The organism is Halomarina litorea, assembly GCF_024227715.1.
GTDB classification, from domain to species: Archaea; Halobacteriota; Halobacteria; order Halobacteriales; family Haloarculaceae; genus Halomarina; species Halomarina litorea.
Genome location: NZ_CP100448.1, coordinates 1,820,757 through 1,845,953, shown reverse-complemented (window position 1 = coordinate 1,845,953; position 25,197 = coordinate 1,820,757). Strand labels below are relative to the sequence as shown.

Sequence of the window (25,197 nt, the reverse complement as noted above, 5' to 3'; positions counted from 1 at the left end):
CATGCTGGTCTTGCTCGCGCTCACGCCGCTGGTCCTGCTCGTCACGGCCTCCCTCGTCCTCGCCATCGACGGGGAGTACCTGCCCCTCCGCCAGGTGACCGACCGCATCGCCATCGTCCTGCTAGCGAACGACCGGGCGTCGCCGCTGGCGAATCGCCGCATCCTGCAGGCGGCACAGGTTTCGACGCCGCCCAGACTCTACACGGCCCGGACCCGGCTATACGCCGCCGTCTTCGGCGTCACCGGCGCGGTGGCGGGCGTCTACGCCGCCGTCGGCGTCGGGAGGTTCCTCCGGGCCGGTCGGTCCGCGGAGGGCCGGACCGGCCTCGCTGCCCTCGTCTCGGAACCGCTCGGCGTCACCAGCCCGGTCGGCCCTGTCGGGACGAACGTGAAAGTCGCCCTCGTCCTCCTCGTCGCGAGCGGCCTGTTCGCCACGCTCGCCGTGGCGCTAACCTACCTCGTCCGCTACTACGCCCCCCGACAGCGGGCCTCGACGCGGCGTCGGCGCATCGAGTCCAGCATGCCCCGGACCGTCGCGTTCACCTACGCTCTCTCGCGCGGGGGCATGACGTTCCCCGAGGTGCTCCGGTCGCTGGCGCGCAACGAACGCGTCTTCGGCGAGGGCGCGGCGGAGTTCCGCGTCGCCGTCCGCGACGTCGACCTGCTCGGACGGGACCTGACGACGAGCATCCGGAAGGTGGCCGTCCGCACCCCGAGCGACGCGTTCCGCGGTCTCTGTGAGAACCTCGCGAGCGTCCTCCAGAGCGGGCAGGACCTCCCGTCGTTCCTCAGGAGCCAGTACGAGCGCTACCGCGACGACGCGGCGGAGAAACAGGACGAGATGATCGAGCAACTCGCGACGGCCGCCGAGGTGTACGTCACCGTCGCCGTCGCCGGCATGCTCTTTCTCATCACCATCCTCCTCATCATCGGGCTGACCTCCGGGGACACGCTGACGCTCATCCAGCTCGTCACCTACCTCGGCATCCCGGTCATCAACGTCGTCTTCGTCGCCTACCTCGCGGACCTGACCGCCGACATCAGCGGCCAGCGCGTCCTCCACGACCTCCGGAACGCGGAGCGCCTCGGTCCGATTCCGACGGCTCGATTCGCGCCGCGAGCGCTCACCGACGGCGGCACGGCGCTCGCCTCGAAGGCGGAGCGGATTCGGGCGAACCACGAACGCCTCGTCGCCTACCGCTCGTTCGAACAGGTCCGGCGACTCGCCGCCCGCCCCCTCGACGCCCTTCTCGACAGGCCGGTCCGCGTGTTCTACCTGACCGTCCCGGTGGCGATGCTCTACCTCTCGTACGAACTCGTCCCCCTCGTCGTCGCGGGGCAGGTGCCGACGATGGCGGCGCTCGACGACGTGCTCGTCTTCACGTTCGTCTTCCTGCTCGGCACGTTCGGGCTGGTCTACGAGGCCAGCCAGCACCGCCTCAAGCAACTGGAGGCCGCGCTGCCTGACCTCCTCGACCGGATGGCGAGCCTCAACGAGGCCGGGATGACCGTCGTCCAGAGTTTCGACCGCATCCGCACCTCGGACCTCGGGGCGATGAACCCCGAACTCGAACGCATCTGGGCGGACATCCAGTGGGGGGCGACGGTGTCGACGGCCCTCCGGCGCTTCGAGCGCCGGGTCCGGACGCCCTCGGTCACCCGACTCGTGACGCTCGTGACGAGTTCGATGCGCGCCTCCAGCGACGTGGGGCCGGTCCTCCGCATCGCCGCCAGCGAGGCGCGCGCCGAACGCCGGTTCAAGCGCACCCGCAGACAGGAGATGTCCACCTACCTCATCGCCATCTACGTGGCCTTCCTCGTGTTCCTCGTCGTCATCGTCACGATGGACGCCTTCTTCATCCCGAAGCTGGTCGAGGCGACCAGCGGGCTGAAGACCGGGGCGGGGGCCAGCGTCGGCGGGTTCATGAGCCTCTCGGAACAGGCGGTCGCGGACTACCGCCTCACCTTCTTCCACGCCGCCCTCCTGCAGGCGGCCTTCTCGGGCGTCATCGGCGGGCAGATGAGCGACGGGTCGCTCGAATCCGGCGTCAAGCACTCGGCCGTCATGGTCGCCGTGACGTACGTCGTCTTCGAACTCGCCCAGTTGCTCCTCTAGTCCGTCGCGTCCGCTCGAATTGTCTTCTACGTCACAGACACGGAGAACGTCTCGTCGTTGTAGTACGTCGTCTCGGCCCCGTCGAACGCCGCCTCGCGGCGTTCGCGCTCCCGTCCCGCGAACACGACCTGTGACAGCCCCCAGAACAGCCTCGGGTGGCGACTCCACCAGTCGTAGACGCGCATCGCGCGGGGACGGTCGCCGGTCATCGACGGGGCTCCTCGGCTCCGCGTCCTGTGACTGCCGGTCCGACCCGCGCCGCCGAGGACAACGATAAAGTCCCCTGACACCTAGACACCCCGTGACACTCGAGTACTCCCGCGGGCGGCTGTCGATGCTCGTCGCCGTGGCCGTGACCGTCGCCCTCGGGACGTTCCTCGCCCTCGTCGCGACGGGGACGCTCCCGACGCTAGCGCTCGCGTTCGGCCTCCTCGCCGGCCTGTTCACGCTGGTGGTCGTCCCCCTCGTCGTCATCGCGGGCGAGGTGGGGTCGAAGGCCGACGACCACGAGGAAATAGAGCGACGGGTCGCTGCCGGTCTCGGCCTGACGAAGACGGAGTTCGACGCCTCCTTCGAGGGGACGGGACGACAGGGACTCCTCTACGAACTGGACGAGGAGGACTCGGAGTAACGCGCGCCCCGCTCAGAGGTCGAACATCCGCGCGGTCTGTTCCATGTCCTTGTCGCCGCGCCCGGAGAGGTTGACGACGATGGTGTCGTGGTCCCCGTTCTCGGCGAGGTCGGCCGCCAGCGCGACGGCGTGACTCGACTCCAGCGCCGGGATGATGCCCTCCGTCTCGCTGAGCGTGCGGAACGCCGCCAGCGCCTCGTCGTCGGTCACGGCGCGGTACTCACAGCGCCCGACGGCACGGAACATGGCGTGCTCGGGCCCGACGCCGGGGTAGTCGAGGCCGGCGGAGACGGAGTGGACCTCCACGTCGTCGTCGATGACGCGGGTGCGCATCCCGTGGATGGTACCGTCCGTCCCGGACGCGAGCGGGGCGGCGTGGCGCTTCGAGTCGCCTCCCTCGCCGCCTCCCTCCGCGCCGTAGAAGGCCACGTCCTCGTCGTCGCGGAAGGCGTGGAACAGGCCGATGGCGTTCGACCCCCCGCCGACGCAGGCCACGCAGGCGTCGGGCAGGTCGCCCGTCTCCTCGACGACCTGTTCTCTCGCTTCCGTCCCGATGACCGACTGGAACTCCCGGACCATCCGGGGGAAGGGGTCGGGGCCGACGACGCTCCCCACGAGGTAGTGGGTGTCCTTCATGTTCTCGGCGAAGTCCTCCAGTGCGACGTCCACGGCGTCCGCGAGGCCCGCGCCGCCCTGCGTGACCTCGTTGACCTCGGCGCCCATCAGGCGCATCCGGAAGACGTTCATCCGCTGGCGGTCGGCGTCCTTCTTCCCCATGTAGATCTCGGTGTCGAGGTCGAACATTGCGCCGACCATCGCCGTCGCGACGCCGTGTTGCCCCGCGCCCGTCTCCGCGATGAGGCGCGTCTTGCCCGCGCGGTCCGCCAGCAGCGCCTGCCCGAGGCAGTTGTTTATCTTGTGTGCCCCGCCGTGGAGCAGGTCCTCGCGCTTCAGGTAGACGTCAGCGCCGAGTTCCTCCGAGAGGTTCCCGGCGTGATAGAGGGGCGTGGGCCGCCCGGCGAACCCCTCGAGGACCTCCCGGAACGCCGCCTGAAAGTCGTCGTCGGTGGCGATAGCGTCGAAGGCGGCCGCCAGTTCCGCGAGCGGTTCCTGCATCGGTTCGGGGACGTGCCGTCCGCCGAACCCGTCGAAGTCGCCGTCAGCGTGGTCGGACATACCACGTGCGCGGCGCGAGGTGGTAAAAAGTGTTCGGGCCGGGACAGCGAGCGACGGGTGTGCTCATCAGTGGTCGGTGACGGACCGACGTGCGGGGACGGGGCGGCGAGTGCGTTACTCGTCGTCCGCTTTCGCGTCTCCCTCCTCCGCCCCGCTCCCGTCCAGTTCGGCGGCGTCCTCCCCGCTGACGGAGAACACGTCGACGCTCGCGACCCAGTCGTCGTCGGTGAGGCGCATCACGCGGACGCCCATCGTGTTGCGCCCCTGCTGGGAGACTTCCCCGGCGCGGGTGCGCATGATCTGGCCGCCCTCGCTCATGATGACGAGTTCGTCGTCCTCGCTCACCTGCTTGAGGGCGACGACGTGGCCGTTTCGCTCGTTGGTCTTGATGTCGATGAGGCCCTTCCCGTAGCGCGACTGCGTGCGGTACTCCGACAGGGGCGTGCGCTTGCCGTAGCCGTGCCACGTCACCGTCAGCAGGTCGCGGTCGTCGCCCTCCGTGTCGCAGACGAGACCGACGACGGCGTCGCCCTCCCAGTCGCGCCGGTCGCCGACGTTCGCGTTCGCGACGTTCTCGTCGGTGAGCTTGATGGCGTTGACGCCGCGCGCGGTCCGGCCCATCGCGCGGGCCTCCGTCTCGTCGAAGCGGATGGTCATGCCGCTCTCGGTGCCGATGATGACGTCGCTCTCGCCGTCCGTGACGGCCACGTCGACCAGTTCGTCGCCCTCCTCCAGACGGACGGCGCGGATGCCCGTCGAGAGGATGTTGTCGAACTCGCCGGCGCGCGTGCGCTTGATGTACCCGCCGCGGGTGACCATCGTGAGGAACTCGTCCTCGTCGAAGTCGTCCGTGTCGACGATGGCCGTGACGCGTTCGTCCTCGTCGAGGTTGAGGATGTTCACCGCCGACCGCCCGCGGGCGGTCCGGCCCATCTCGGGCAGTTCGTAGGTCTTCAACTGGTAGACCTGTCCCGCGCTGGTGAAACAGAGCAGGTAGTCGTGCGTGCTCGCCTGAAACACCGTCGAGACGCGGTCGCCGTCTTTCAGGCGCGTCCCGATGATGCCCTTCCCGCCGCGGTGCTGGGCGTCGAACGACGAGAGGGGCATCCGCTTGACGTAGTCGTCCTCGGTGAGGACGACGACCATCTCCTCCTCGGGGATGAGGTCCTCGCGGGTGACGTTGCCGTAGTCCTCGACGATGCTCGTCCGCCGGTCGTCGCCGTAGGTGTCCTTGACCCCCCGGAGTTCTTCTTTGATGACGCCGAGCAGTTCCCGTTCGTCGCCGAGGATGGTCTCCAGACGCTCGATTTCGGCCGTGACGTCCTCGTACTCCTGTTCGATTTCGGCGGCTTCGAGGGAGGTGAGGCTCCCGAGTTGCATCCGGACGATGTGGTCGGACTGACGCTCGGAGAAGTCGTAGGTGTCCTGCAGGGCCAGTTTCGCGCTGTCGCGGTCCTCTGACTCCCGGATGAGTTCGACGACGCTCTCGACGTGTTCGAGGGCCGTCAGGCGGCCTTCGAGCAGGTGGGCGCGGTCCTCCGCCTCGCCGAGTTCGTACTCGGAGCGTCGGCGGACGACCTCGCGGCGGTGCCCGACGTACTGTTCGAGCATCTCTTTCAGGTCCAGCACGCGGGGCTGGCCGTCGACGAGGGCCAGCGAGATGACGCTGAAGGTCTGTTCGAGGTGGTGTTCGAGCAACTGGTTGCGGACGACGTCGGGGTTCGCGCCGCGCTTGAGTTCGATGACGACGCGGATACCCTCCCGGTCGGACTCGTCGCGCAGGTCCGAGATGCCCTCGATCTTGCCGTCGTTGACGTCGTTGGCGATTCGCTCGATGCGCCGCGCCTTGTTCTCCTGGTAGGGGAGTTCGGTGACAACGATGCGGTGTTCCTCCTCCTCGATTTCGAGTTCCGCGCGCACGCGGAGGCGGCCCCGACCCGTCGTGTAGGCGTCGTGGATTCCCTCGCGCCCGACGATGTTCGCGCCCGTCGGGAAGTCCGGCCCCTTGACGTGTTCCATCAGGTCCGCGACGGTGCAGTCGGGGTTGTCGATGAGGTGAATCGTCGCGTCGACCACCTCGCCGAGGTTGTGCGGCGGGATGTTCGTGGACATCCCGACGGCGATGCCCGACGCCCCGTTGAGCAGGAGGTTCGGGACGGCGGCGGGGAGGACCTCGGGTTCGGTGAGTCGGTCGTCGTAGTTCCCCTCGAAGTCGACGGTGTCCTTCCCGATGTCCCGGAGCATCTCCTCCGCGATGGGGGCCATCCGGGCCTCCGTGTAGCGCATCGCCGCGGGCGGGTCGCCGTCGACGCTCCCGAAGTTCCCCTGCCCGTCGACGAGGGGGTAGCGGAGCGAGAAGTCCTGTGCCATCCGGGCGAGGGCGTCGTAGATGGCCGAGTCGCCGTGGGGGTGGTAGTTCCCCATCGTGTCTCCGACGATGTTCGAGGACTTGCGGTGACCCGAGTTCGAGGTGACGCCCAGTTCGTGCATCGAGTAGAGGATGCGTCGCTGGACGGGTTTCATGCCGTCGCGGGCGTCGGGCAGGGCGCGCCCGACGATGACGCTCATCGCGTAGTCGATGTACGACTGCTCCATCTCCTCCTCGACGCGGATGGGCGTCACGCGCTGTGCGTCGGGGTCCGGCAGGTCTTCGGGGACGTCAGAACTCATTCGTGGCCTCCGTGGTGTGTTGCATGTGGTGGCTGGTGTGTGTCGGGTGCGGTCGGTCGCTCGGTACGGGAGACAGACGAGAGAGGGTCGGGAGACATGCTGTGCCTCAGATGTCGACCCACTCGGCGTCTGTCGAGTGCTCCTTGATGAACTGCTTTCGCGGACCGACGGCGTCGCCCATCAGTACGCTGAACATCCGGTCGGCGGCGGCCGCGTCCTCGATGGCGATCTGCTTGAGGATGCGGTTGTCCGGGTTCATCGTCGTGTCCCAGAGCTGTTCGGGGTTCATCTCGCCGAGGCCCTTGAACCGCTGGACCTGGTCCGGGTTGCCGTCACAGACCTCCTCGACGATACGCTCGCGGTCGGCTTCCGTCATCGCGTCGTACGTCTCGCCCTTGTACCGGATGCGGTAGAGCGGTGGCTGGGCGGCGTAGACGTAGCCCGCCTCCAGCAGGGGCCGCATGTGGCGGTAGAGGAACGTCAGGAGCAGGGTGCGGATGTGCGCCCCGTCGACGTCCGCGTCCGTCATCATGATGACCTTCTGGTAGCGGGCGTCCTCGATGTCGAACTCCTCGCCGATGCCCGTGCCGACGGCGGTGATGATGTTCCGTATCTGCTCGTTCTCGAGGACGCGGTCCAGCCGGTTCTTCTCGACGTTGAGAATCTTCCCGCGGAGCGGGAGAATGGCCTGGAACTCGGGGGCGCGGCCCTGCTTGGCCGACCCGCCCGCGGAGTCGCCCTCCACGATGAACAGTTCGGCCTCCTCCGGGTCGCGCGTCTGGCAGTCCGCCAGTTTGCCGGGCAGGGAGGTGGTCTCCAGCGCGCTCTTGCGCCGGGTGAGTTCCTCGGCCTTCTTCGCGGCCATCCGAGCTTTCGCCGCCTCGACGGCCTTCGAGACGATGGCCTCCGCGACGTTCGGGTGCTCTTCGAGGTACGTACCGAGTCCCTCGTGCATCGCGGACTCGACGATACCCCGCACCTCGCTGTTGCCGAGTTTCGTCTTCGTCTGCCCCTCGAACTGCGGGTCGGGGTGTTTGACGGAGATGACGGCGGTGAGGCCCTCGCGGATGTCCTCGCCCTTGAGGTTGCCGTCGATGTCGGAGGTGAGGCCGTGCGAGGAGGCGTAGTCGTTGACGACGCGCGTGAGCGCCGTCTTGAACCCGGTGAGGTGCGTGCCGCCCTCGCGCGTGTTGATGTTGTTCGCGAAGGCGTGGACCGACCCCTGCACGCCGTCGGTGGCCTGCATGGCGATTTCGAGCTGGACGACGCCGTCGCTCGTCTCGACCTCCTCGTCGAAGAAGACGACCTCGTCGTGGAGGACGGTGCGCGTCTCGTTCAAGTACTCGACGAACTCGCGGATGCCGCCGTCGTACTGGAAGGTCGTCTCCTTGTCCTCCGGTTCGCTGCGAAGCGAGATGGAGACGCCGGGGTTGAGGAATGCGAGTTCCCGGAGGCGGGATTCGAGCGTCGAGTAGACGAACTCGGTGGTCTCGAAGATGTCGTCGTCGGGCCAGAACGTGATTTCGGTGCCCGTCTCCTCGTCGGGGTCCATCGTCCGCACCTCACGGAAGGCGTCGGCCTCGGGTTCGCCGTGGTCGAAGCGGTGGCGCCAGACGGCCCCGTCGCGCTTGACCTCGACCTCCAGCCACTTCGAGAGGGCGTTGACGACGCTCACGCCGACGCCGTGGAGGCCTCCGGAGACCTGATAGGACTTGTTGTCGAACTTCCCGCCGGCGTGGAGGACGGTCATGATGACCTCCAGTGCGGGGCGGTCGTACTCGGCGTGGGTGTCGACGGGGATCCCCCGACCGTCGTCGGAGACGGTCACCGAGTGGTCGTCGTTGATGGTCACCTCGATGGTGTCACAGTAGCCCGCGAGGGCCTCGTCGATGGAGTTGTCGACGACTTCGTAGACGAGATGGTGCAGTCCGCGCGTGTCGGTCGACCCGATGTACATCGCGGGGCGCTTTCGGACGGCCTCCAGGCCCTCGAGGACTTGAATTTGGCCTGCTCCGTACTCTTTCTCTTGCGACATGAACTACTTGCCAGCCCTAAGATGGACCTGCCAATAAAACCCTCGCACGCGCGCGCGAAACTACCCTCATTGGGGCACAGTTCGGACCTCGGCGGGCCGCCGGGACCCACCGACCAGGTTCACTTTCACCGCGCGGTAGCGCGGACGTTATAACGAGTGGTTGGTAACTGTCCCACAGGAATGCCATCTTATCAGTCGGAACTCGGCGGCGGCGGCGACAGCGGCGTCGCCGAGGAGCTGGCCAAGGGCCAGCGAGCCATCTCCATCGCGGAGTTCTTCGAGAAGAATAAGCACATGCTCGGGTTCGACTCGGGCGCGCGTGGTCTCGTCACGGCCGTCAAGGAGGCCGTCGACAACGCGCTCGACGCCACCGAGGAGGCCGGCATCCTCCCCGACATCTACGTCGAAATCGCCGAGGCCGGCGACTACTACCGCCTCGTCATCGAGGACAATGGCCCGGGCATCACGAAAGAGCAGGTCCCCAAGGTGTTCGGGAAGCTGCTGTACGGCTCCCGGTTCCACGCCCGCGAGCAGTCCCGCGGCCAGCAGGGTATCGGTATCTCCGCCGCGGTGCTCTACTCACAGCTCACGAGCGGGAAGCCCGCCAAGATCACGAGCAAGACGCAGGGGGACGGCGAGGCGCAGTACTTCGAGCTCATCATCGACACGGACGAGAACGAGCCCGAGATATCGGTCGAGGACACGACGACGTGGGAGCGCCCCCACGGGACGCGCATCGAACTGGAGATGGAGGCGAACATGCGCGCGCGCCAACAGCTCCACGACTACATCAAACACACCGCCGTCGTCAACCCCCACGCGCGACTGGAGTTCCGCGAACCCTCCGAGCACCTGAAGTACGAGCGGGCGACCGACCAGTTGCCCGCCGAGACGACCGAGATTCGCCCCCACCCCCACGGGGTCGAACTCGGGACGCTCATCAAGATGCTCGGCGCGACGGACTCCTACAGCGTCTCCGGGTTCCTCCAGTCGGAGTTCACGCGCGTCGGCCAGAAGACCGCCGAGAGCGTCGTCGCCGCCTTCCGCGACCGACACTTCGGCCGCGAGATGGCGTGGAAGCCCCCCGCGAGCCACGAAGATAGCGGTGCGCCTTCGGCGCACCGAAGTGAAGGCGACGAAGCCGCCGAAACGGCCGACGTCCGGGCGGCTCTCGTCGACGCCGTCAACGGAAAGGGCGCGGACGCGACGGAGCAGTTCGCGGGGAGCGTCGCGGACGCGGTGGCCGAACGCGAGCGCATCGCCCACCACGAACTGGTCGAACTGGTCGACGCGGCCGCCGAGGACGCGGCCGAGTCGACGGGCAAGACGTTCGGTTCCTCGGTCCGCGAGAACGCCGTCGGGGCGGCGTGGAGCGAGATAACCGCCCAGCGCGCCGCGGACCTCTACCAACTCGTCGACGAGGCCACCACGAGTCGGAAGGACGACGCGGCCGTCGAGGCACTCGCCCGCCGCATCGCCACCGCCTTCGAGGGGAGCGACGACCCCCGCAACCGCGTGACCCGCCGCGAACTGGAGGGGTACGTCACCCGCGCCGCCGAGCGCACGAAGGAGCGCGACGACGTGAGCTTCGGGGAGACGGCCCGCGAGAACGTCGTCGAGGCCGTCTGGTCGAACTGCCGGTCGGTCCCCGACGAGGTGCCGAAGGTCTCTGAGACGGCAGGGGACCGCGACACCGCGAGCGAACTGATGGAGGCGATGCGCGAGACGGACATCCTCGCGCCCCCCACGGACTGTCTCGCGCCCATCACGGCCGAACTGCTCGAAGCCGGCCTCCGGAAGGAGTACGACGCCGACTTCTTCGCCACCGCCACCCGCGACGCGGAGGTCCACGGGGGTGACCCGTTCATCGTCGAGGCGGGCATCGCCTACGGCGGCGACCTGCCCGCCGAGGGGCAGGTCGGCGTCCTCCGCTTCGCCAACCGCGTCCCGCTGGTCTACCAGCGGGGGGCGTGTGCGACGACGGACGTGGTCAAGGGAATCAACTGGCGCAACTACGGGCTCGACCAGCCGGGGGGAAGCGGGATGCCCAACGGCCCCGCCGTCCTGATGGTCCACGTCGCCTCCACGAACGTGCCCTTCACCAGCGAGTCGAAGGACGCCATCGCGAACGTCCCCGCCATCGAAGACGAGATAGAACTCGCCCTGCGCGAGGCCGCCCGCGACCTGAAGCGCTACCTCAACAAGCGGCGGTCGCTGGAGAAGCGTCGGCGCAAACAGGACGTCATCGCCGACATCCTCCCCCGGATGGCCGAGAAGCTCTCGGAGGTCACCGGCCGCGAGGAGTTGAACGTGGAGGACTCGCTGGCGCGCATCATGAACAACGTCCTCGTCGAACGGCAGGTCGAAGACGGGAGGGTCAGGCTGGTCGTCGCCAACCACTCCGATACGAACGCCGACCTCGACGTGACGGACATCGTGAGCGAGGACCCCGGGGAGGTCGCCACGTGGCACGTGGCTGCCAGTGGGACGGAGTCCCACGATGTCGAGGGCGCACAGGTCGTCGAGATGGACGGCGAGTGGTTCGTCAAGTGGGCCCCGAGCGTGGGCAGTGGCGAACAGGCCGTCCTCGAGTACGACCTCGGGGAGGAGACCACCTTCGACATCCAGGTCGAGGGCGTCGAAGACGAGAAACTGACGGTGAACGCGTAAATGAGCTCAGACAGCGACACGCCACGACAGGACGAACTCGCCCGCGAGCGTCTCATCGACCTCGCGGCGGAGTTCTACGACCAGTTCGCCGGGGGGGAGGTGCCCTACATGCAGGTCCCCACCCGGACGAAGAGCAACATCGAGTACGACGAGGACCAGGGGGTATGGGTGTACGGCGACCGCCACTCCACGCGCTCCGCCAACAGCGTGGCCGGGGCACAGAAGCTACTCAAGGCCATCTACGTCATCGACTTCCTCCAGAACCAGTTGAACGAGGGGCGCTCGTCGACCCTGCGTGAGCTGTACTACCTCAGCGAGTCGTGGGACCTGGACGCCGCGCAGTTCAACGATCAGGACGAGTCGAACCAGCTCGTGGAGGACCTCGAAATCGTCTCCGAGGTCACCCGCGAGGACTTCCACATGCGCCCGGAGGAGTCGGGCGCGACCCTGATGGGGCCGCTCTACCTCCGCGAGCAGACCCGACGGGGCGAACGCGAGATTCACTGCCAGAACGACGTGGGCGAGGGGGGCTACCAGATTCCCAACAACCCCGACACCATCGAGTTCCTCGACCACGACGCCGACTTCGTCCTCTGTGTCGAGACGGGTGGGATGCGCGACCGACTCGTCGAGAACGGCTTCGACGAGGACTACAACGTCATCGTCGTCCACCTCAAGGGCCAACCCGCGCGGGCGACCCGACGCATCACGAAGCGCCTGCACGACGAACTCGACCTGCCCGTGACGGTGTTCACCGACGGTGACCCGTGGTCGTACCGCATCTTCGGCTCCGTCGCCTACGGGTCCATCAAGAGCGCACACCTCTCGGAGTACCTCGCGACGCCCGAAGCGCAGTTCATCGGCATCCAGCCCTCGGACATCGTGGAGTACGACCTGCCGACGGACCCCCTCAGCGACTCGGACGTCAACGCCCTCCAGAGCGAACTGGAGGACCCGCGCTTCCAGACCGACTACTGGCGCGAGCAGATAGAGCTCCAGCTCGACATCGGGAAGAAGGCCGAACAGCAGGCGCTCGCCTCGCGCGGCCTGGACTTCGTCACGGACACGTACCTGCCGGAGCGCCTGACCGAGATGGGCGTCTTCTGACGCGCCGCGGGGCCTCCCCCCGGCACCGTCGTCCGTGGAACGTGTCTTTTATGTCGTCGTCGGGGATACGTACGGCAAATGCCGAGCTCTAAGGGCCCCTACCACAGCACCCGTGAGAAGCTCTCGAACGACCCCCGCGAGCGAGGGACCTCGCCGCCCCAGCGCGCCGTCCAGGAGTACGACGAGGGCGAGAAGGTCCACCTGAAGATCGACCCCTCGGTCCCCGAGGGGCGCTTCCACCCGCGGTTCAACGGCCACACCGGCACCGTCGTCGGTAAGCAGGGCCGCGCGTTCAAGGTCCAGATCAACGACGGCGGCAAGGACAAGGTCCTGCTCTCGCGGGCCGCCCACCTCCGCCGCCAGAAGTAGGTCATGACCTCACTCACCCCGCAGGCTCCGTCCCCTGCCCACGTTCGCCAGAGGTGTCTCACGTGACGATATTCAAAGAGAAACTCGACGAGGAGTACCTCACCGTCTCCGAGGCGAAGGAACTGCTCGCGGACATCGAAGCCGAGCGTGCGGCCGACGAGGAACGCGAGATGCGCTACGAACTCGCGCGAGCCATCGAGCACGTCAACCGCTTCGCCGAACTGTCGGCGGAGGACTCCCGCGCCCTCGTCGAGGAACTGGAGGAGAACGAGAAGATCACGGAGGCGACCGCCTACAAGATCGCGGACCTCCTGCCCCGGAACCGCGACGAACTCCGGGCCGTCTTCGCACAGGAGCGGTACTCCCTGTCGGGCGACGAACTCGACGACGTGCTGAACGTCATCAAGAAGTACGTCTAGGGGACGCGGCCTCGAAAGTACGCTTAAATACCTCCTTCCCGTTCAACTACACATGTCACCCGCCGACAGCGATGCGGTCGCCGTCGTTCTGGACTATCTCCCCCACGGACGTGCCGACGACGACCGCCCACAGTACCAGAAGCCGGCGCTGGTCCACGCACTCGGTGTCGAGGACTTCGGCCTCTCCGAGTGCGTCCTCGCCGACGACGCGGACCTCTCCATCGGTGACCGCTTCGCCCTCGGCGACGAGGGCATCGAGGAGGTCCGCAAGGTTTCCTTCGACCAGATATCGGGCGGCGCGCGCTCGGAACTCCAGTACGCGGTCGAGGAGATCGTCGAGGCGGACGAGCGGCGCTTCGTCGACCACTACAACGAGGCCCAGCCCATTACGCTGCGCCTCCACCAGTTGAACCTCCTGCCCGGCATCGGGAAGAAACTCCGCAACACCATCCTCGAGGAGCGGAAACGCCAACCGTTCGAGAGCTTCGAGGACCTCGACTCGCGCGTCTCGGGACTTCACGACCCCAAGGAGATACTCGTCGAGCGCATCATGGAGGAACTGCGCGAGGAGGACCTGAAGTACCGCTCGTTCGTCCGCTGAGTCGACTCGCGGGCCGCCGTCGCTCGGGGGCGGGCCGGCCCGCACCGCGCGCGACGACCGAGCGACGGATGTATCGCTTTTTCCGTTTCGACCGTCTACCGCCCGGTAATGACGACGTCGCCGCCGACCGGCGAACGGAACCCCGACGCCCTCGTCTCGCGGGCGGGCGTCCGCGGGAACCCCGACTACGACCAGCACTTCCTCGTCGACGACCGGGTGCTCGACCGACTGCCGGGCTACCTGCCCGAGGGGACCGATCTGAGCCACGTCCTCGAGATCGGGGGGGGAGCGGGCCCGCTCACGGACCGCCTGCTCGCACGCGTCGCCGAGGCGGACGGGCGCGTGACCGTCGTGGAACGCGACCCGCACCTCGCCGCGTTCCTCCGCGAGGAGTTCGCCGCCGACGTCGAGACGGGTCGCCTGACCGTCCTCGAAGGGGACGCCCTCGACGTGGAACTGCCCGACGACGTGACGGCGTCCGTCTCGAACCTGCCCTACAGCGTCTCGTCGGAGATAGCGTTCCGCCTCCTCCCCCTCGACGTCCCCCTCGTCCTCATGTTCCAGCGGGAGTTCGCAGAGCGGATGGCCGCCGACCCGGCCACGGACGAGTACGGTCGCCTCTCGGTGACGGCGGGCCACTACGCCGACGTCGAGGTGGTCGAACCCGTCCCGAAGGAGGCGTTCGACCCCGTCCCGGCAGTCGAGAGCGCAGTCGTTCGCTGTGTCCCCCGGAATCCGGACTACGAAGTTCCGGACGACGAGTTCTTCCTGCGGTTCGTCACCGCCGTCTTCACCCAGCGACGCAAGACGATGCGCAACGCGATTCGCAACACGGGGCACATCTCGAATCTGGCGGACCCGGACGCCGTCGTCTCGTCGGCCGACGAGAGCCTGCTGAGCAAGCGCGCGGGCACGCTGGCCCCCGCGGACTTCGCCGAACTCGCCGCCCTCGCGTGGGAGGTGGGTGACCCGCAGTGATGCAACTCCCGGTCGACCCGACCACCGTGGGTCGGGTGGTCCTCACGGCGGGCGTCCTCGGTACCGTCGCCCTGACGGCGCTGTTCGTCCACCGGCTGGGCGGACGGCTCCACGACCGGTACGACGCCGCTCTCGTCGAGGCGGGGCAGGCGAGTGTGGTCAGCGTGGCCGCGATGGTCGCCGCGGTGGCGCTGGTGGCAATCTGGGAGGCGTTCGACCTCGTCGAGCGACGCCTCCGCCCCCTCGTCTTCGAGGGTGAGGTCGGGCTCTTCGCACTCGTCGCCGGACTGGCGCTGGTCGTCGCCTACTCGTTGACGCGTATCACCCGCATCTTCCTCGAGGAACGGGACGCGAGCATCATGGACAGCCACCGGCGGGAGGTGCTCCAGCACATCGTTGAACTGGCCATCTTCGCCGCGACGGTGCTGTTCGTCCTCGCGCTGGCGGGCATCAACCCCCGCGACCTGCTCATCAGCGCAAGTCTCGTCGGCGTCGTCTTCGGCCTCGCCGCCCGGCAGACCCTCGGGGCGGTGTTCGCGGGGTTCGTCCTCCTGTTCTCGCGGCCCTTCGAGGTGGGCGACTGGGTGGCAGTCGGCGACAGCGAGGGCATCGTCCGCGACATCAGCATCTTCAACACCACGCTGCGGACGTTCGACGACGAGCACGTGATGATTCCCAACGACGAGGTGACCGCAAACGAGATACTCAACCGCTCGCAGATGGGTCGCCTCCGGGGGTCACTGGAGGTGGGCGTGGACTACGACGCGGACGTGGAACGGGCCGCTACGCTGGCGGAGGAGGGGATGGCGGAGTTGGGGGAGCTCATGGACACGCCCGCGCCGAGGGTGGTCGGCAAGCGCTTCGGGGACTCCGCCGTCGTCCTCGAACTGCGCTTCTGGATACGCAACCCGAGCGCACAGCGCCTCTGGCAGGCGAAGACGGCGGTCATCGGGGCAGTCAGGGAGTCGTTCGACGGGGAGGACATCACCATCCCGTTCCCCCAGCGGGAGGTCTCGACTCGCTCGTCCGACGGCGTCGTGGAGGCGTCGGGCGACGTCCACAGGGACGGCCAGCAGGCCGGGGGTGACGCCTGATGGTCTCCCGCGAGGACCTCGACGACGTGTACCAGCCCGCAGAGGACTCCCACCTGCTCGCGTCGGCGGCAATCGACTCGATGGGTCCCCTCGACCCGGACGCCCTCGTCGTGGACGTGGGGACGGGGTCGGGGTACGTGGCGGCGCGCGTCGGGGAGGCGACGGACGCGCGTGTCGTCGGCGTGGACATCAGCCCCCTCGCGGTGCGCGAGGCGCGAGAGCACGGGGTGTCGGTCCTCCGCGGCGACCTGCTCGAACCAATCCGAGGGCCGGTGGACGTCGTGCTGTTCAACCCGCCCTACCTCCCGACAGACCCCGAAAACGAGTGGGACGACTGGATGGAGTACGCCCTCTCGGGCGGGGAAGACGGCCGGCGGGCCATCGAACCGTTCCTCGCGGACCTGCCGCGCGTCCTCGCGCCCGAGGGTCGGGCGTACCTGCTCGTGAGTTCGCTCACCGACCCCGAGGCGGTCCGCGCCCACGCCGAAGAACAGGGCCTCGACGCCCGACAGGTCGGCGAGGAGTCGTTCCCCTTCGAGACGCTGTCGGTCTGGGAGATTACTCTGAGGAATTTTCCTGAGTAGGAAATATTATCAGAGGGGATGCCGTAGCCGCGCGTGATGACCGAGCTAGTCGCGACCACGACGGGGTTGTTTCCCCTCCCCGACTGGGCCAAGTCGGACCTCTCCGACCTCAAGGGCCACCAGAAGGACGACCTCATCAGCGGCGACGAATCGGAGGAGATCGTCGCGCAGTACGACCGCGCACGGAGCGAGGGTATCGACCGACAGCGGAGCGCCGGGCTGGACCGCATCGTCGAGGGCCAGTACCGCTGGGACGACATGCTCGCCCACCCGCTCTGTGTTCACGACAACGTCGAGACGCGCGGCATCGTCCGCTACTACGACAACAACAACTTCTACCGGGAGCCGGTCATCACCGGCGACCTCGGTTTCGACGGCGACATGGCCGCCGACCTCGAAACCGCGGCGGAGACCGTCGAGACCGACGCCCTGCAGGCCGTCGTCCCCGGCCCGTACTCCCTCGCGGACCTCGCGACCGACGAACACTACGGCGACGACCTGCTCGACGGCGTGACGGACTTCCTCGTCGACGAGGTCGGGGCGTTCCCCGACCACGCGACGCTGTTCGTCCTCGAACCCTCCCTCGTGGAGGAGGCCCCCGGCGACGGCGAGGACGAACGCGCGAGCGAGGCCATCGACCGCCTCGCGGGCGCGACGGACGCGGACGTCGTCGTCCATACGTTCTACGGCGCGCTGACCGAGAAGGTCCACGCCCACCTGCTGGACGCCGACGTGGACGCCATCGGCTACGACTTCGTCACCGACCACGAGCAGAACCTCTACAACATCAACGAGTACGGCACGAAAGACAGCATCTCGCTCGGCCTCGTCGACGGGCAGAACACGAAGGTCGAGTCCCCCGACACCGTCCGCGAGCGCGTCGAGTGGGTGAGCGAGAACGCACCCGGCGCGTCGTTCGACACGGCGTACGTGACGTTCAACACGGAATCGTTCTACCTGCCGACGAGCAAGTTCGAGGAGAAACTGGACGCCCTCGCGGCGGCCGCCAAGACCGAGGTCGAAGCATGAGTGACACACCAGACGTGAGAGAGCAGTTCCGCCCGGCCGACCACCAGAACGACCACTTCGTCCTGACCACGGTGGTCGGGTCGTACCCCAAGCCCAAGTGGCTCAACCGGGCCCGCGACCTCTACCACGGCGAACTCGAAGTGAGCGCCGCCGACCGCGCCAGCGACGAACCGCGCGGCGGGTTCGACGTCGACGTCGACTTCGACGAGGCCAACTGGCAGGAGGCGAAGGACGACGCCTCCCGTCTCATCACGAACGAACACGAGCGTGCCGGCCTCGACGTGGTCGTCGACGGGGAGATGCGCAGAAACGAGATGGTCGAGTACTTCGCCCACCGCATCGCGGGCTACGAGTTCCACGGCCCCGTGAAGGTGTGGGGTCACAACTACTTCGACAAGCCGAGCGTCGTCGACGAGGTGGAGTACGACGAGACGTGGCTGGTCGACGAGTTCGAGTTCACCGACGGCGTGGCCGACCGCCCCGTCAAGGTGCCCATCACCGGCCCCTACACGCTCGCGAAGTGGTCGTTCAACGAGCACTACGAGGACGAGGCCGAACTCGCGTACGCGCTGGCGGACCTCGTGAACCTCGAAGTCGAGAAACTCGTCGAGGCGGGCGCGCGCTACATCCAGATCGACGAACCCGCCCTCGCCACCACCCCGGACGACCACGCCATCGTCGGCGAGTGCCTCGAACACATCACCGACGGCATCCCAGAGAACGTTCGAACCGGCCTACACGTCTGCTACGGCGACTACTCCCGTATCTACCCCGAGGTGCTCGACTACCCCGTCGACGAGTTCGACGTGGAACTGTGCAACGGCGACTACGAGCAACTGGACGTGTTCACCGAACACGAGTTCACGATGGACCTCGCACTCGGCGTCTGTGACGCCCACGTCGCGGAGGTGGAACCCGTCGCCGAGATCAAGGAGAACATCACGAAGGGCTTCGAGGTCGTCCCGCCGGAGCGACTCACCGTCTCGCCGGACTGCGGGCTGAAGCTCCTGCCCCGGAAGGTCGCCTACGGCAAGATGGAGAACATGGTGCAGGCCGCCCGCGAGGTCGAGGCCGAACTCGACCGCGGCGAGATAACCGTCGGGAAGGCCGCCCCGCGGGCCGACTGACCGGACTCGCCACCTCCCTTTTACGTATCGCCGTCGAATCGGTGGTATGGGTACCACACCGCACCCCGCCGTCGAGCGCGCGGCGGCGGACATCGCCTCGATGGAGGTCCGGGGGGCGGCCACCATCGCGGCGGCGGCGGCCGACGCCCTCCGGACGCAGGCCCGCGAGTCGACCGCCGAGACGCCCGAGGCGTTCCGTGTGGAGCTTCGGCTGGCCGCGCGCACCCTCCACGAGACGCGCCCGACGGCGGTGAGCCTCCCGAACGCCCTCCGGTACGTCCTCCAGCGGACGACGGGCACGACGGTCGAGGCCCTCCGCGAGAGCGTCGTCGTCGCCGCGACGGAGTTCGAGACGCGCCTCGACCGCGCACAGGACACCCTCGGGCGCATCGGGGCCAACCGCCTGCAGGACGGCGACACGGTGATGACGCACTGTCACTCGACGGACGCCCTCGCGTGCGTGGAGGCCGCCGTCGCACAGGGGAAGTCCATCTCGGCCGTCGTCAAGGAGACCCGCCCCCGGAATCAGGGCCACATCACGGCGAAGGCCCTCCGCGAGATGGGCGTCCCCGTCACGCTCGTCGTGGACAACGCGGCCCGCCGATATCTGGACGACGTCGACCACGTCCTCGTCGGGGCTGACGCCATCGCCGCCGACGGGAGCGTCGTGAACAAGATCGGCACGTCGGGGCTGGCCGTCATGGCCCGCGAACGCGGGGTGCCCATCATGGTCGCCGCCCAGTCGCTGAAGCTCCACCCGGCGACGATGACCGGCCACACCATCGAGATAGAGATGCGCGACGAGGCCGAGATCATCGGCGAGGCGGAGCGACGCGACATCGGCGACATCTCCGTCGAGAACCCCGCCTTCGACGTGACGCCGCCGCGCTACGTCGACGCCATCGTCACCGAGAGCGGCCAGTTCCCGCCCGAGAGCATCGTCCTCCTGATGCGCGAACTGTTCGGCGACGGCGTCGACGAACCGTGGCTCGACCCCGGGGACCGGTAGTCGTCGAGTACGAAACTCAGAGGTCGTCGACGAACGGGAACAGCGCGCCGAGGACGACGCCGTAGACGATGTGCCAGACGAGCGACGCCGTCGTGACGTTCGGAATCCCCGGTTGTGCGGCGACACCGACCGCGTCCAGCCAGATGGGCATCACGATGCCCGCCCCGACGACGGCGAGGACGACGGCGTAGACGACGCCCGCGAGGACGCTCTTCCAGACCCACTCGTGGACCCGGTACAGCCCCGGGTCCGAGAGGAGCCACGCGAACAGCACCCCGAACAGCGTCCCGTGGACGAGGTGCGCGAGCCACCCCGCGACGAGGCTCCCCTCGAACCCGTAGAGGCCGGCGATAGCCCCGCGGAGCGTCGGGAGGTCGACGACGGTGATGACCGCACCCATCACCACCGTCGCGGCGAGTCCGGCGACGGCCCCGCCCTTCCACGCCCACGCGACGTCGAACTCGCCGGGGGCGGCCGTCTCCGCGGGTGCCTCTCCTCGGTACGACATGGCATGAGTTGGTCCGTGCGGGGGAAAAAGCCGGCCCGACACTGTAGGGGCCACGGCGGGGTGCCGCCACGGAAATCGGCACACGGCGAGCGGGGGCGCCGCCGGAGTCAGGTGTTTTTAACCCACGGCGACATGTGGAGGGGTAATGCGCGTCCTCTGTGCCGGCCACGTCAACTGGGACGTGACCCTCCGCGTCGACCGCCTCCCGGACCCCGACGGCGAGGTGCTCATCGAGGAGCGGGTGCAGGCGGGCGGGGGGAGCGCGGCGAACGTCGCCTGCACGCTCGCCTCCCTCGACGTGACCGCCTCGCTGTTCGGGAGCGTCGGGGAGGATCAGACGGGCCGCCTCGTCTGCGAGGAACTCGACGCCTTCGGGGTGGACACCGCGAACATCGTCCGGGTCGCGGGCCACGAGACGTCGACGAAGTACCTCGTCGTCGACGGCACGGGCGAGGTGATGGTCCTCTCGAATGCGGGAGCCAACGAGGCGTTCGCGCCCGACGACCTCGATACGACCACGCTCGCGGCCGCCGACCACCTCCACCTGACCAGCCAGCGACCCGCGACGGCGGCCGCGCTGGCCGAACTCGCCGACGAGCGGGGCATCGTCGTCAGTTTCGACCCCGGGCGGCGCATCGCGGACCGCGACTACGCGGCGACGCTGGCCAACACGGACGTCCTCTTTCTCAACGAGCGCGAGGCGGCCACGCTCTCGGAACGCGAGTCCTTCGCGGACCTCGTCAGCGAGGCCACCGTCGTCGTGAAACACGGCGGGCAGGGGGCGACCGTCCACCGTCCCGGTCGGGAACTCGACCACCCCGGCTACCCGGTCGAGGCGGTGGACACGACGGGCGCCGGCGACGCCTTCGCGGCGGGCTACATCGCCGCCCGCTGGCGCCTGTTCGACGGGGTCGTCCCCGGTAACCAGTCCGACGACGCCTACCGGGAGGTGCTGGCCGCCGCCAACGCCTGCGGCGCCCTCGCGTCGCTCCGGGTGGGGGCACGGACGGCCCCGACGTGGGCGGACGTGGAGGGGTTCGTCGCCGACCACGGCGTCGTCGGGGAGTGAGGAGCCGACGAAGAAGGGGACGGGTAGCCCTACCGGGGCGTCTCAGTCCCCCACTTCTCCATCGCGGTGGCGAGTTCCGGATGGTCCTCGGCGTACGTCGCGAGGTCGGTGCCCTCGACGGTGGCGTCGATGGCCTGTCGGAGGGCCTTCGCGCCCGCGTGGGTGCCGTCGGGGTGGCCGTGGACGCCGCCGCCCGCCTGAATGCCGATGTTCGTCCCGCAGCGTTTCACGAGTTCGGGGACGAGGCCTGGGTGCAGACCGCCCGACGCCATCGGAAGCACGTCGTTCATGCCGTGGCGGTCGGAGTAGAGCCACTCGTTGATACCCACCGTGTCCTCGTTGGCGAGTTTCCCGAGGTCCGCGGTGCCCGTGTGCAACTGGTCGGCCCCGCAGAGGCGCGTGATCTGGGCGATGACGCGCATCGAGACGCCGTGGTCGGGGACGCGGTCGAAGGCGGCGTGCATCGCGCGGTGGGCGTGGATGGCGAGGCCGTGTCTCTCGCAGCGCTCGCGGACGGCCTGCACGGCGGCCCACCCCGTCGTCACCACGTCGACCATCACGTACTCACAGCCCTGTTCGGCGGCCGCGTCGACTCGGTCCAGCATCGCGTTCGTGTCCGCGGTGACGTTGACGAGGTAGGACTTCTTCTCACCCGTCTCGTCCTGTGCGTCGTCGCGGGCCGCGAGCGACTCCGTGAGACGATCCTGATAGGGGTTGAACGCCTGGTCGGTGAGGTTCTCGTCGTCTTTCAGGAGGTCGATGCCGCCGGTCCACGCGTCGTAGCCCACCTGGACGTGCTGGTCCGTCGAGAGGCCGACTTTCGGCTTCGGGACGGTGGCGGTGATGGGGCGGTCGCCCGCGTCGAAGATGTCGTTCCGGACGCTCGTGCCGAACTGCGGGCCGGGGAACGACGTGGTGAGCGTCTCGGGCCACTCGCAGTCCTCCAGTCGGATGCGGTCGACGGCCTTCATGCCCATGATGTTCCCCGCGATACAGGAGAGCACCTGCGGCATGTTGCCCGGTTCGAACAGTTCGTCGGGGTAGGCGACCCGGATGGTGTTCCCGTCTATCGAGAACGCCGTCGCCGAGAGGTCGGTGATGGACCCCTCGACCTGCAACTCCGCCCACGTTCCGTTGGAGGACTCGCTGGCGACGCGCGAGGCGGCGGCCTCCACGTCCATGTCGGACGCCGGGTCGACGGTGAACGTACAGACGAGGTCCGAACTGGCCGGTTCGTAGTCGAGGTCGAGGAAGTCCTCGTAGGTGATGCCGGGCATACCCATGCCCTTCGCCGTCCGTGGTAATAAATGTCGGACGCCCTCGGGGTCGCGGTCAGTTCGCGAGCATCACGTCGCTGGCCTTCACGACGGCGGTGGCCTCGTCGCCCTCCTCCAGTCCGAGGCGGTCGACGGATCCGCTGGTGATAGTCGCCGTCACCTCCGACCCGTCCACGTCGAGGACCACCTCCGCGATTGGTCCCTCCACCTCGATGCTCCGGACGGTGCCGGTCAACCGGTTGCGTGCGCTGAGCGCCATGGCGAGGTGACGCTCACCCGACACGTAACTCTTCCGTCGGTCACTCCGGGCGTGCGCCTTCAGCGAGAACAGGAAGGGGAGGGGTCTCAGACCCGCCGCGAGAACAGCACGTCGAGGCCGCGGGCCAGCGACCGCGTGGTGAGGGAGTCGCTGCACGAGAGGCGCCACTCGGCACCGCGTTTCGTGACGGGAACCTCGCGGCCGACGAGGTCTGAGAGACGCTCGCCCGGCACCGCCGCGTCGTGGAGGAGTCGTTCGAGCGGGGACCGTCCGGTGAGGTCGTCGGGCAGGGGGAACCACTCGCTCGCGGTCGCCCCCTCGGGTGTTGGAATCGCGACGTCGACGCGGACGCCCGGCCGTCGGGAGCGTGCGAGCGCGAACGGCATCCGCCCGGAGCGCCGCGACTCGGGGACCACGTCGGTGACGACGCCCGCGGTGACGTAGCGTTCGTGTTCCAGCGCCCGCAGGTGCGTCTCCACGTCGGCGAGGTCGAGGTGGACGCCCGTACCGACGTGCGAGGCGAGGAGCGTTCGGACCGCCGCCGTCACCGCCGCGAGGAGGGCCACGAGTAGCCCCAACCCGACGACGACGCCCACGCTCAGCGTGAAGACGAGGAGTTCGAGGTCGGTCATGTCGAGTGAGGATAACGCACGGAAGGCGATAACCTCTCCTCGCTCGCGTCGTGTTCGCCGAATCACTTCCACGGGTTGGCGACGAGTTCCCGTTGAATCGCCGCGCCGACCCGCACCCGGCAGTCGCTGCGCGGGACGGCGATACAGAGCAGGACGTACTCCGCGTCGAGGTGGCGCGGTTTCAGCGCCCGTGGCTCCCGTCGGTGGACGAGGTCGCCCGCCACCACCTGCCCCGTGCAGGTGGCGCACGCGCCGGTCAGACAGCCGAAGGGGAGACCGAGTCCCTCGCGTTCGGCCGCCGCGAGCACCGTCTCGTCGCCCGCGACCGACAGGTCGGCGGTCCGACCGTCCTCCCACTCCAGCGTGACCGCGTAGTCCGGGGGCGCGGTCACGTTACATCCAGACGTCGGAGGTGCAGTCGCCGTCCGGCCAGCGAATCTCGTGGGCACGGGCCGGCCCCGCCGGCAGGTCCCCGAAGTCCACCATGAACTCCTGGTCGAGTTCCATCGTCCCCTTTCGGGGGTTCACGTCCGCCTTGAGCATGACGGACCCCTGTTTCCCCTCCTCGGGGTAGAACTGCTCGTCCCACGTGGAGAACAGCGAGGTGGTCCAATAGAGGCGTTCCCCGTCGAGCGAGAGCTGGAGCATCTGGGGGCCGCCGAACACGTCGCGTTCGCCCTCGATGGGGTTCCGAGGGCCGAAGTTCCCGCCCGCCCAGATGCGGTCTGCGAGTCGCGGGTTGGCGGGGTCGCTCACGTCGTACATCCGGACGTCGCCGTGGAGCCAGTTCGAGAAGAACAGGTAGCGGTCGTCCATCGACACCAGCAGGTCGGTGACGAGACCGGGGACGGGCATGTCCCAGTCGTCGTGTTCGCGAGGCTCGACGTCGATGACCTTGTCCGCGTGGTACTCTCCGTCCTGCTCGTAGAAGTGGAAGACGTTCGAGGAGAGCGCCGCGCCCACGAATCCGTGGGTGGAGACGGGCGAGTGGAGGAAGCGCACTTCGAGGGGTATCATCCCTTCCTCGCCGAGGTCGATGGTCTGTCGTATCTCCTTTTCCTCCCAGTCCCAGACGTGGAGTTTCCGGCCGTACTTGCCCGCCTCCACGTCATCGAGGTCGAAGCCGGGGTAGTAGGTCTGCGGGGCGGCCCACTCGCTCGATATCATCACGTTCTGGCGTGGCTGGTACCAGAAGTCGTAGTTCATCTCCACCTCGCCGGGCGGGTCCCAGCGCCCCTCGATTTCGAAGTCGTCGTTCAGGAGGAGGAACCCCCCGGGGAGTTCGCCGTCCGCGTCCCCCAGCATCGAGAGCATTATCTCGCCGTCCGGGATGCAGTGGACGGTGTGCGGTGCCGAGAGGTCGTACTCGAAGACCTCCTCCGGTTCGATGACCTCGATTATCTCCGGATTCCGGCGGTCCTTCGTGTCGACGACGTGGATGCGCGAGGAGCGCTGGCCCGGAATCACGAGGTGCTGGCGCTCCAGTCCCTCGACGTGACACGACGAGGAACAGGCGTTCCAGCCGAAGTGGTGCAACTCGTCGCCGCGGTTGGGCATCTCGACGCGGTCCACTATCTCGCAGTACGTCGGCGAGTCCGGGTCGACGTCCACTACGCCGAGGAAGTCGGGCGCGTCCACATCCGTTCCGACGTAGAGTCCCATCACGTAGGCCAACTGCTCGCGCTCGGACTCCTCGATGGCCGCCTGCGGCGTCGAGTAGCCCGGTCCCGCGTGGTCGCCGTGGTCGTGGTCGTGTCCCGCGTGGTCGTCGTGCTCGTCGTGAGGTGCGTCGGCATCACTCATGGTACAGAAGTCGTTTCGCGGCAACACTTCTCAC

Annotated in this window: 24 protein-coding genes; 14 read left to right on the top strand and 10 right to left on the bottom strand. The window is 68.1% G+C overall.

All coding sequences use genetic code 11. From position 1 onward, the window contains the following. The first annotated feature begins 1 nt into the window (after position 1). On the top strand, positions 2-2,116 hold the full coding sequence (locus tag NKG96_RS10095) for a type II secretion system F family protein (protein ID WP_254534817.1): 2,115 nt from the start codon (positions 2-4) through the stop codon (positions 2,114-2,116). 26 nt (positions 2,117-2,142) lie between these two features. Here the strand turns inward: NKG96_RS10095 and NKG96_RS10090 are convergent, their stop codons facing one another. After that, the gene (locus NKG96_RS10090; protein WP_254534816.1) at positions 2,143-2,325 is read right to left on the bottom strand and encodes a hypothetical protein; all 183 of its coding nucleotides are present in this window, start codon (positions 2,323-2,325) and stop codon (positions 2,143-2,145) included. A 92-nt stretch (positions 2,326-2,417) separates the two neighbouring features. On the opposite strand from NKG96_RS10090, the gene NKG96_RS10085 reads away from it, so the two are divergent. Next, on the top strand, positions 2,418-2,747 hold the full coding sequence (locus NKG96_RS10085; RefSeq protein ID WP_254534815.1) for a hypothetical protein: 330 nt from the start codon (positions 2,418-2,420) through the stop codon (positions 2,745-2,747). A 12-nt stretch (positions 2,748-2,759) separates the two neighbouring features. Here NKG96_RS10085 and trpB read toward each other — a convergent pair whose 3' ends face one another. The 3 genes from trpB to gyrB all read right to left on the bottom strand — a co-directional run bounded on the left by trpB (position 2,760) and on the right by gyrB (position 8,628). Continuing rightward, positions 2,760-3,923 (bottom strand): tryptophan synthase subunit beta, encoded by a 1,164-nt coding sequence (gene trpB / locus NKG96_RS10080; protein ID WP_254534814.1) that lies wholly within the window; start codon positions 3,921-3,923, stop codon positions 2,760-2,762. Positions 3,924-4,037: 114 nt separating this feature from the next. Further along, positions 4,038-6,593, bottom strand: coding sequence for a DNA gyrase subunit A (gene gyrA, locus NKG96_RS10075; protein ID WP_254534813.1), 2,556 nt, complete (start codon positions 6,591-6,593; stop codon positions 4,038-4,040). A gap of 106 nt (positions 6,594-6,699) precedes the next feature. Then, entirely contained in the window at positions 6,700-8,628 is a 1,929-nt protein-coding gene (gene gyrB / locus NKG96_RS10070) for a DNA topoisomerase (ATP-hydrolyzing) subunit B (protein WP_254534812.1), read from the bottom strand. A gap of 180 nt (positions 8,629-8,808) precedes the next feature. On the opposite strand from gyrB, the gene NKG96_RS10065 reads away from it, so the two are divergent. The 11 genes from NKG96_RS10065 (at position 8,809) to NKG96_RS10015 (ending at position 19,615) form a co-directional block, all read left to right on the top strand. Beyond that, the gene (locus NKG96_RS10065; protein ID WP_254534811.1) at positions 8,809-11,298 is read left to right on the top strand and encodes a DNA topoisomerase VI subunit B; all 2,490 of its coding nucleotides are present in this window, start codon (positions 8,809-8,811) and stop codon (positions 11,296-11,298) included. After that, entirely contained in the window at positions 11,299-12,405 is a 1,107-nt protein-coding gene (locus tag NKG96_RS10060) for a DNA topoisomerase IV subunit A (protein WP_254534810.1), read from the top strand. A 78-nt stretch (positions 12,406-12,483) separates the two neighbouring features. Continuing rightward, positions 12,484-12,774 (top strand): 50S ribosomal protein L21e, encoded by a 291-nt coding sequence (locus NKG96_RS10055; protein WP_254534809.1) that lies wholly within the window; start codon positions 12,484-12,486, stop codon positions 12,772-12,774. A 62-nt stretch (positions 12,775-12,836) separates the two neighbouring features. Continuing rightward, the gene (locus NKG96_RS10050) at positions 12,837-13,193 is read left to right on the top strand and encodes an RNA polymerase Rpb4 family protein (protein ID WP_254534808.1); all 357 of its coding nucleotides are present in this window, start codon (positions 12,837-12,839) and stop codon (positions 13,191-13,193) included. A 52-nt stretch (positions 13,194-13,245) separates the two neighbouring features. After that, positions 13,246-13,794 (top strand): DUF655 domain-containing protein, encoded by a 549-nt coding sequence (locus tag NKG96_RS10045; RefSeq protein ID WP_254534807.1) that lies wholly within the window; start codon positions 13,246-13,248, stop codon positions 13,792-13,794. A 108-nt stretch (positions 13,795-13,902) separates the two neighbouring features. After that, a complete protein-coding gene (locus NKG96_RS10040) occupies positions 13,903-14,772 on the top strand; it encodes a 16S ribosomal RNA methyltransferase A (RefSeq protein WP_254534806.1) in 870 nt (289 codons plus the stop codon). Beyond that, positions 14,772-15,866: a mechanosensitive ion channel family protein gene (locus NKG96_RS10035; RefSeq protein WP_254534805.1), complete on the top strand. Its 1,095-nt coding sequence runs from the start codon at positions 14,772-14,774 to the stop codon at positions 15,864-15,866. Before NKG96_RS10040 ends, NKG96_RS10035 begins: the two co-directional genes overlap by 1 nt. Further along, on the top strand, positions 15,866-16,450 hold the full coding sequence (locus NKG96_RS10030) for a HemK2/MTQ2 family protein methyltransferase (protein ID WP_254534804.1): 585 nt from the start codon (positions 15,866-15,868) through the stop codon (positions 16,448-16,450). Before NKG96_RS10035 ends, NKG96_RS10030 begins: the two co-directional genes overlap by 1 nt. 36 nt (positions 16,451-16,486) lie before the next feature. After that, the gene (locus tag NKG96_RS10025) at positions 16,487-17,479 is read left to right on the top strand and encodes a 5-methyltetrahydropteroyltriglutamate--homocysteine methyltransferase (RefSeq protein ID WP_254534803.1); all 993 of its coding nucleotides are present in this window, start codon (positions 16,487-16,489) and stop codon (positions 17,477-17,479) included. Next, positions 17,476-18,606 (top strand): methionine synthase, encoded by a 1,131-nt coding sequence (locus tag NKG96_RS10020; protein ID WP_254534802.1) that lies wholly within the window; start codon positions 17,476-17,478, stop codon positions 18,604-18,606. Before NKG96_RS10025 ends, NKG96_RS10020 begins: the two co-directional genes overlap by 4 nt. Positions 18,607-18,652: 46 nt before the next feature. Further along, entirely contained in the window at positions 18,653-19,615 is a 963-nt protein-coding gene (locus NKG96_RS10015; RefSeq protein ID WP_254534801.1) for a ribose 1,5-bisphosphate isomerase, read from the top strand. 16 nt (positions 19,616-19,631) lie between these two features. Here NKG96_RS10015 and NKG96_RS10010 read toward each other — a convergent pair whose 3' ends face one another. After that, complete coding sequence (locus NKG96_RS10010) at positions 19,632-20,123, bottom strand: histidine kinase (RefSeq protein WP_254534800.1); 492 nt, start codon at positions 20,121-20,123, stop codon at positions 19,632-19,634. A gap of 145 nt (positions 20,124-20,268) precedes the next feature. Here NKG96_RS10010 and NKG96_RS10005 point away from each other — a divergent pair, with 145 nt between their 5' ends. Further along, positions 20,269-21,192 carry an ATP-dependent ribose-1-phosphate kinase gene (locus tag NKG96_RS10005; RefSeq protein WP_254534799.1) on the top strand — a complete coding sequence of 308 codons (924 nt, stop codon included), beginning with the start codon at positions 20,269-20,271 and terminating at the stop codon, positions 21,190-21,192. Between the two features lie 29 nt (positions 21,193-21,221). Here NKG96_RS10005 and rbcL read toward each other — a convergent pair whose 3' ends face one another. From rbcL to NKG96_RS09980, 5 genes are all read right to left on the bottom strand, one after another. After that, on the bottom strand, positions 21,222-22,469 hold the full coding sequence (gene rbcL / locus NKG96_RS10000) for a type III ribulose-bisphosphate carboxylase (protein WP_254534798.1): 1,248 nt from the start codon (positions 22,467-22,469) through the stop codon (positions 21,222-21,224). 55 nt (positions 22,470-22,524) lie between these two features. Beyond that, positions 22,525-22,728, bottom strand: a complete 204-nt coding sequence (locus NKG96_RS09995; RefSeq protein WP_254534797.1) for a TOBE domain-containing protein — start codon at positions 22,726-22,728, stop codon at positions 22,525-22,527. An 86-nt stretch (positions 22,729-22,814) separates the two neighbouring features. Beyond that, entirely contained in the window at positions 22,815-23,360 is a 546-nt protein-coding gene (locus tag NKG96_RS09990) for a hypothetical protein (RefSeq protein ID WP_254534796.1), read from the bottom strand. 62 nt (positions 23,361-23,422) lie between these two features. Beyond that, positions 23,423-23,752, bottom strand: a complete 330-nt coding sequence (locus NKG96_RS09985; protein ID WP_254534795.1) for a 2Fe-2S iron-sulfur cluster-binding protein — start codon at positions 23,750-23,752, stop codon at positions 23,423-23,425. Position 23,753: 1 nt separating this feature from the next. After that, a complete protein-coding gene (locus tag NKG96_RS09980) occupies positions 23,754-25,163 on the bottom strand; it encodes a selenium-binding protein SBP56-related protein (RefSeq protein WP_254534794.1) in 1,410 nt (469 codons plus the stop codon). Positions 25,164-25,197: the final 34 nt, after the last annotated feature.

Excerpts from the sequence above, each read along its gene's own strand:
- NKG96_RS10095 (WP_254534817.1), top strand. The coding sequence starts at position 2 with ATGCTGGTCTTGCTCGCGCTCACGCCGCTGGTCCTGCTCGTCACGGCC.
- NKG96_RS10090 (WP_254534816.1), bottom strand. The coding sequence starts at position 2,325 with ATGACCGGCGACCGTCCCCGCGCGATGCGCGTCTACGACTGGTGGAGT.
- trpB (WP_254534814.1), bottom strand. The coding sequence starts at position 3,923 with ATGTCCGACCACGCTGACGGCGACTTCGACGGGTTCGGCGGACGGCAC.
- gyrA (WP_254534813.1), bottom strand. The coding sequence starts at position 6,593 with ATGAGTTCTGACGTCCCCGAAGACCTGCCGGACCCCGACGCACAGCGC.
- gyrB (WP_254534812.1), bottom strand. The coding sequence starts at position 8,628 with ATGTCGCAAGAGAAAGAGTACGGAGCAGGCCAAATTCAAGTCCTCGAG.
- NKG96_RS10065 (WP_254534811.1), top strand. The coding sequence starts at position 8,809 with ATGCCATCTTATCAGTCGGAACTCGGCGGCGGCGGCGACAGCGGCGTC.
- NKG96_RS10060 (WP_254534810.1), top strand. The coding sequence starts at position 11,299 with ATGAGCTCAGACAGCGACACGCCACGACAGGACGAACTCGCCCGCGAG.
- NKG96_RS10055 (WP_254534809.1), top strand. The coding sequence starts at position 12,484 with ATGCCGAGCTCTAAGGGCCCCTACCACAGCACCCGTGAGAAGCTCTCG.
- NKG96_RS10045 (WP_254534807.1), top strand. The coding sequence starts at position 13,246 with ATGTCACCCGCCGACAGCGATGCGGTCGCCGTCGTTCTGGACTATCTC.
- NKG96_RS10040 (WP_254534806.1), top strand. The coding sequence starts at position 13,903 with ATGACGACGTCGCCGCCGACCGGCGAACGGAACCCCGACGCCCTCGTC.
- NKG96_RS10035 (WP_254534805.1), top strand. The coding sequence starts at position 14,772 with ATGCAACTCCCGGTCGACCCGACCACCGTGGGTCGGGTGGTCCTCACG.
- NKG96_RS10030 (WP_254534804.1), top strand. The coding sequence starts at position 15,866 with ATGGTCTCCCGCGAGGACCTCGACGACGTGTACCAGCCCGCAGAGGAC.
- NKG96_RS10025 (WP_254534803.1), top strand. The coding sequence starts at position 16,487 with ATGACCGAGCTAGTCGCGACCACGACGGGGTTGTTTCCCCTCCCCGAC.
- NKG96_RS10020 (WP_254534802.1), top strand. The coding sequence starts at position 17,476 with ATGAGTGACACACCAGACGTGAGAGAGCAGTTCCGCCCGGCCGACCAC.
- NKG96_RS10015 (WP_254534801.1), top strand. The coding sequence starts at position 18,653 with ATGGGTACCACACCGCACCCCGCCGTCGAGCGCGCGGCGGCGGACATC.
- NKG96_RS10010 (WP_254534800.1), bottom strand. The coding sequence starts at position 20,123 with ATGTCGTACCGAGGAGAGGCACCCGCGGAGACGGCCGCCCCCGGCGAG.
- NKG96_RS10005 (WP_254534799.1), top strand. The coding sequence starts at position 20,269 with ATGCGCGTCCTCTGTGCCGGCCACGTCAACTGGGACGTGACCCTCCGC.
- rbcL (WP_254534798.1), bottom strand. The coding sequence starts at position 22,469 with ATGCCCGGCATCACCTACGAGGACTTCCTCGACCTCGACTACGAACCG.
- NKG96_RS09995 (WP_254534797.1), bottom strand. The coding sequence starts at position 22,728 with ATGGCGCTCAGCGCACGCAACCGGTTGACCGGCACCGTCCGGAGCATC.
- NKG96_RS09990 (WP_254534796.1), bottom strand. The coding sequence starts at position 23,360 with ATGACCGACCTCGAACTCCTCGTCTTCACGCTGAGCGTGGGCGTCGTC.
- NKG96_RS09980 (WP_254534794.1), bottom strand. The coding sequence starts at position 25,163 with ATGAGTGATGCCGACGCACCTCACGACGAGCACGACGACCACGCGGGA.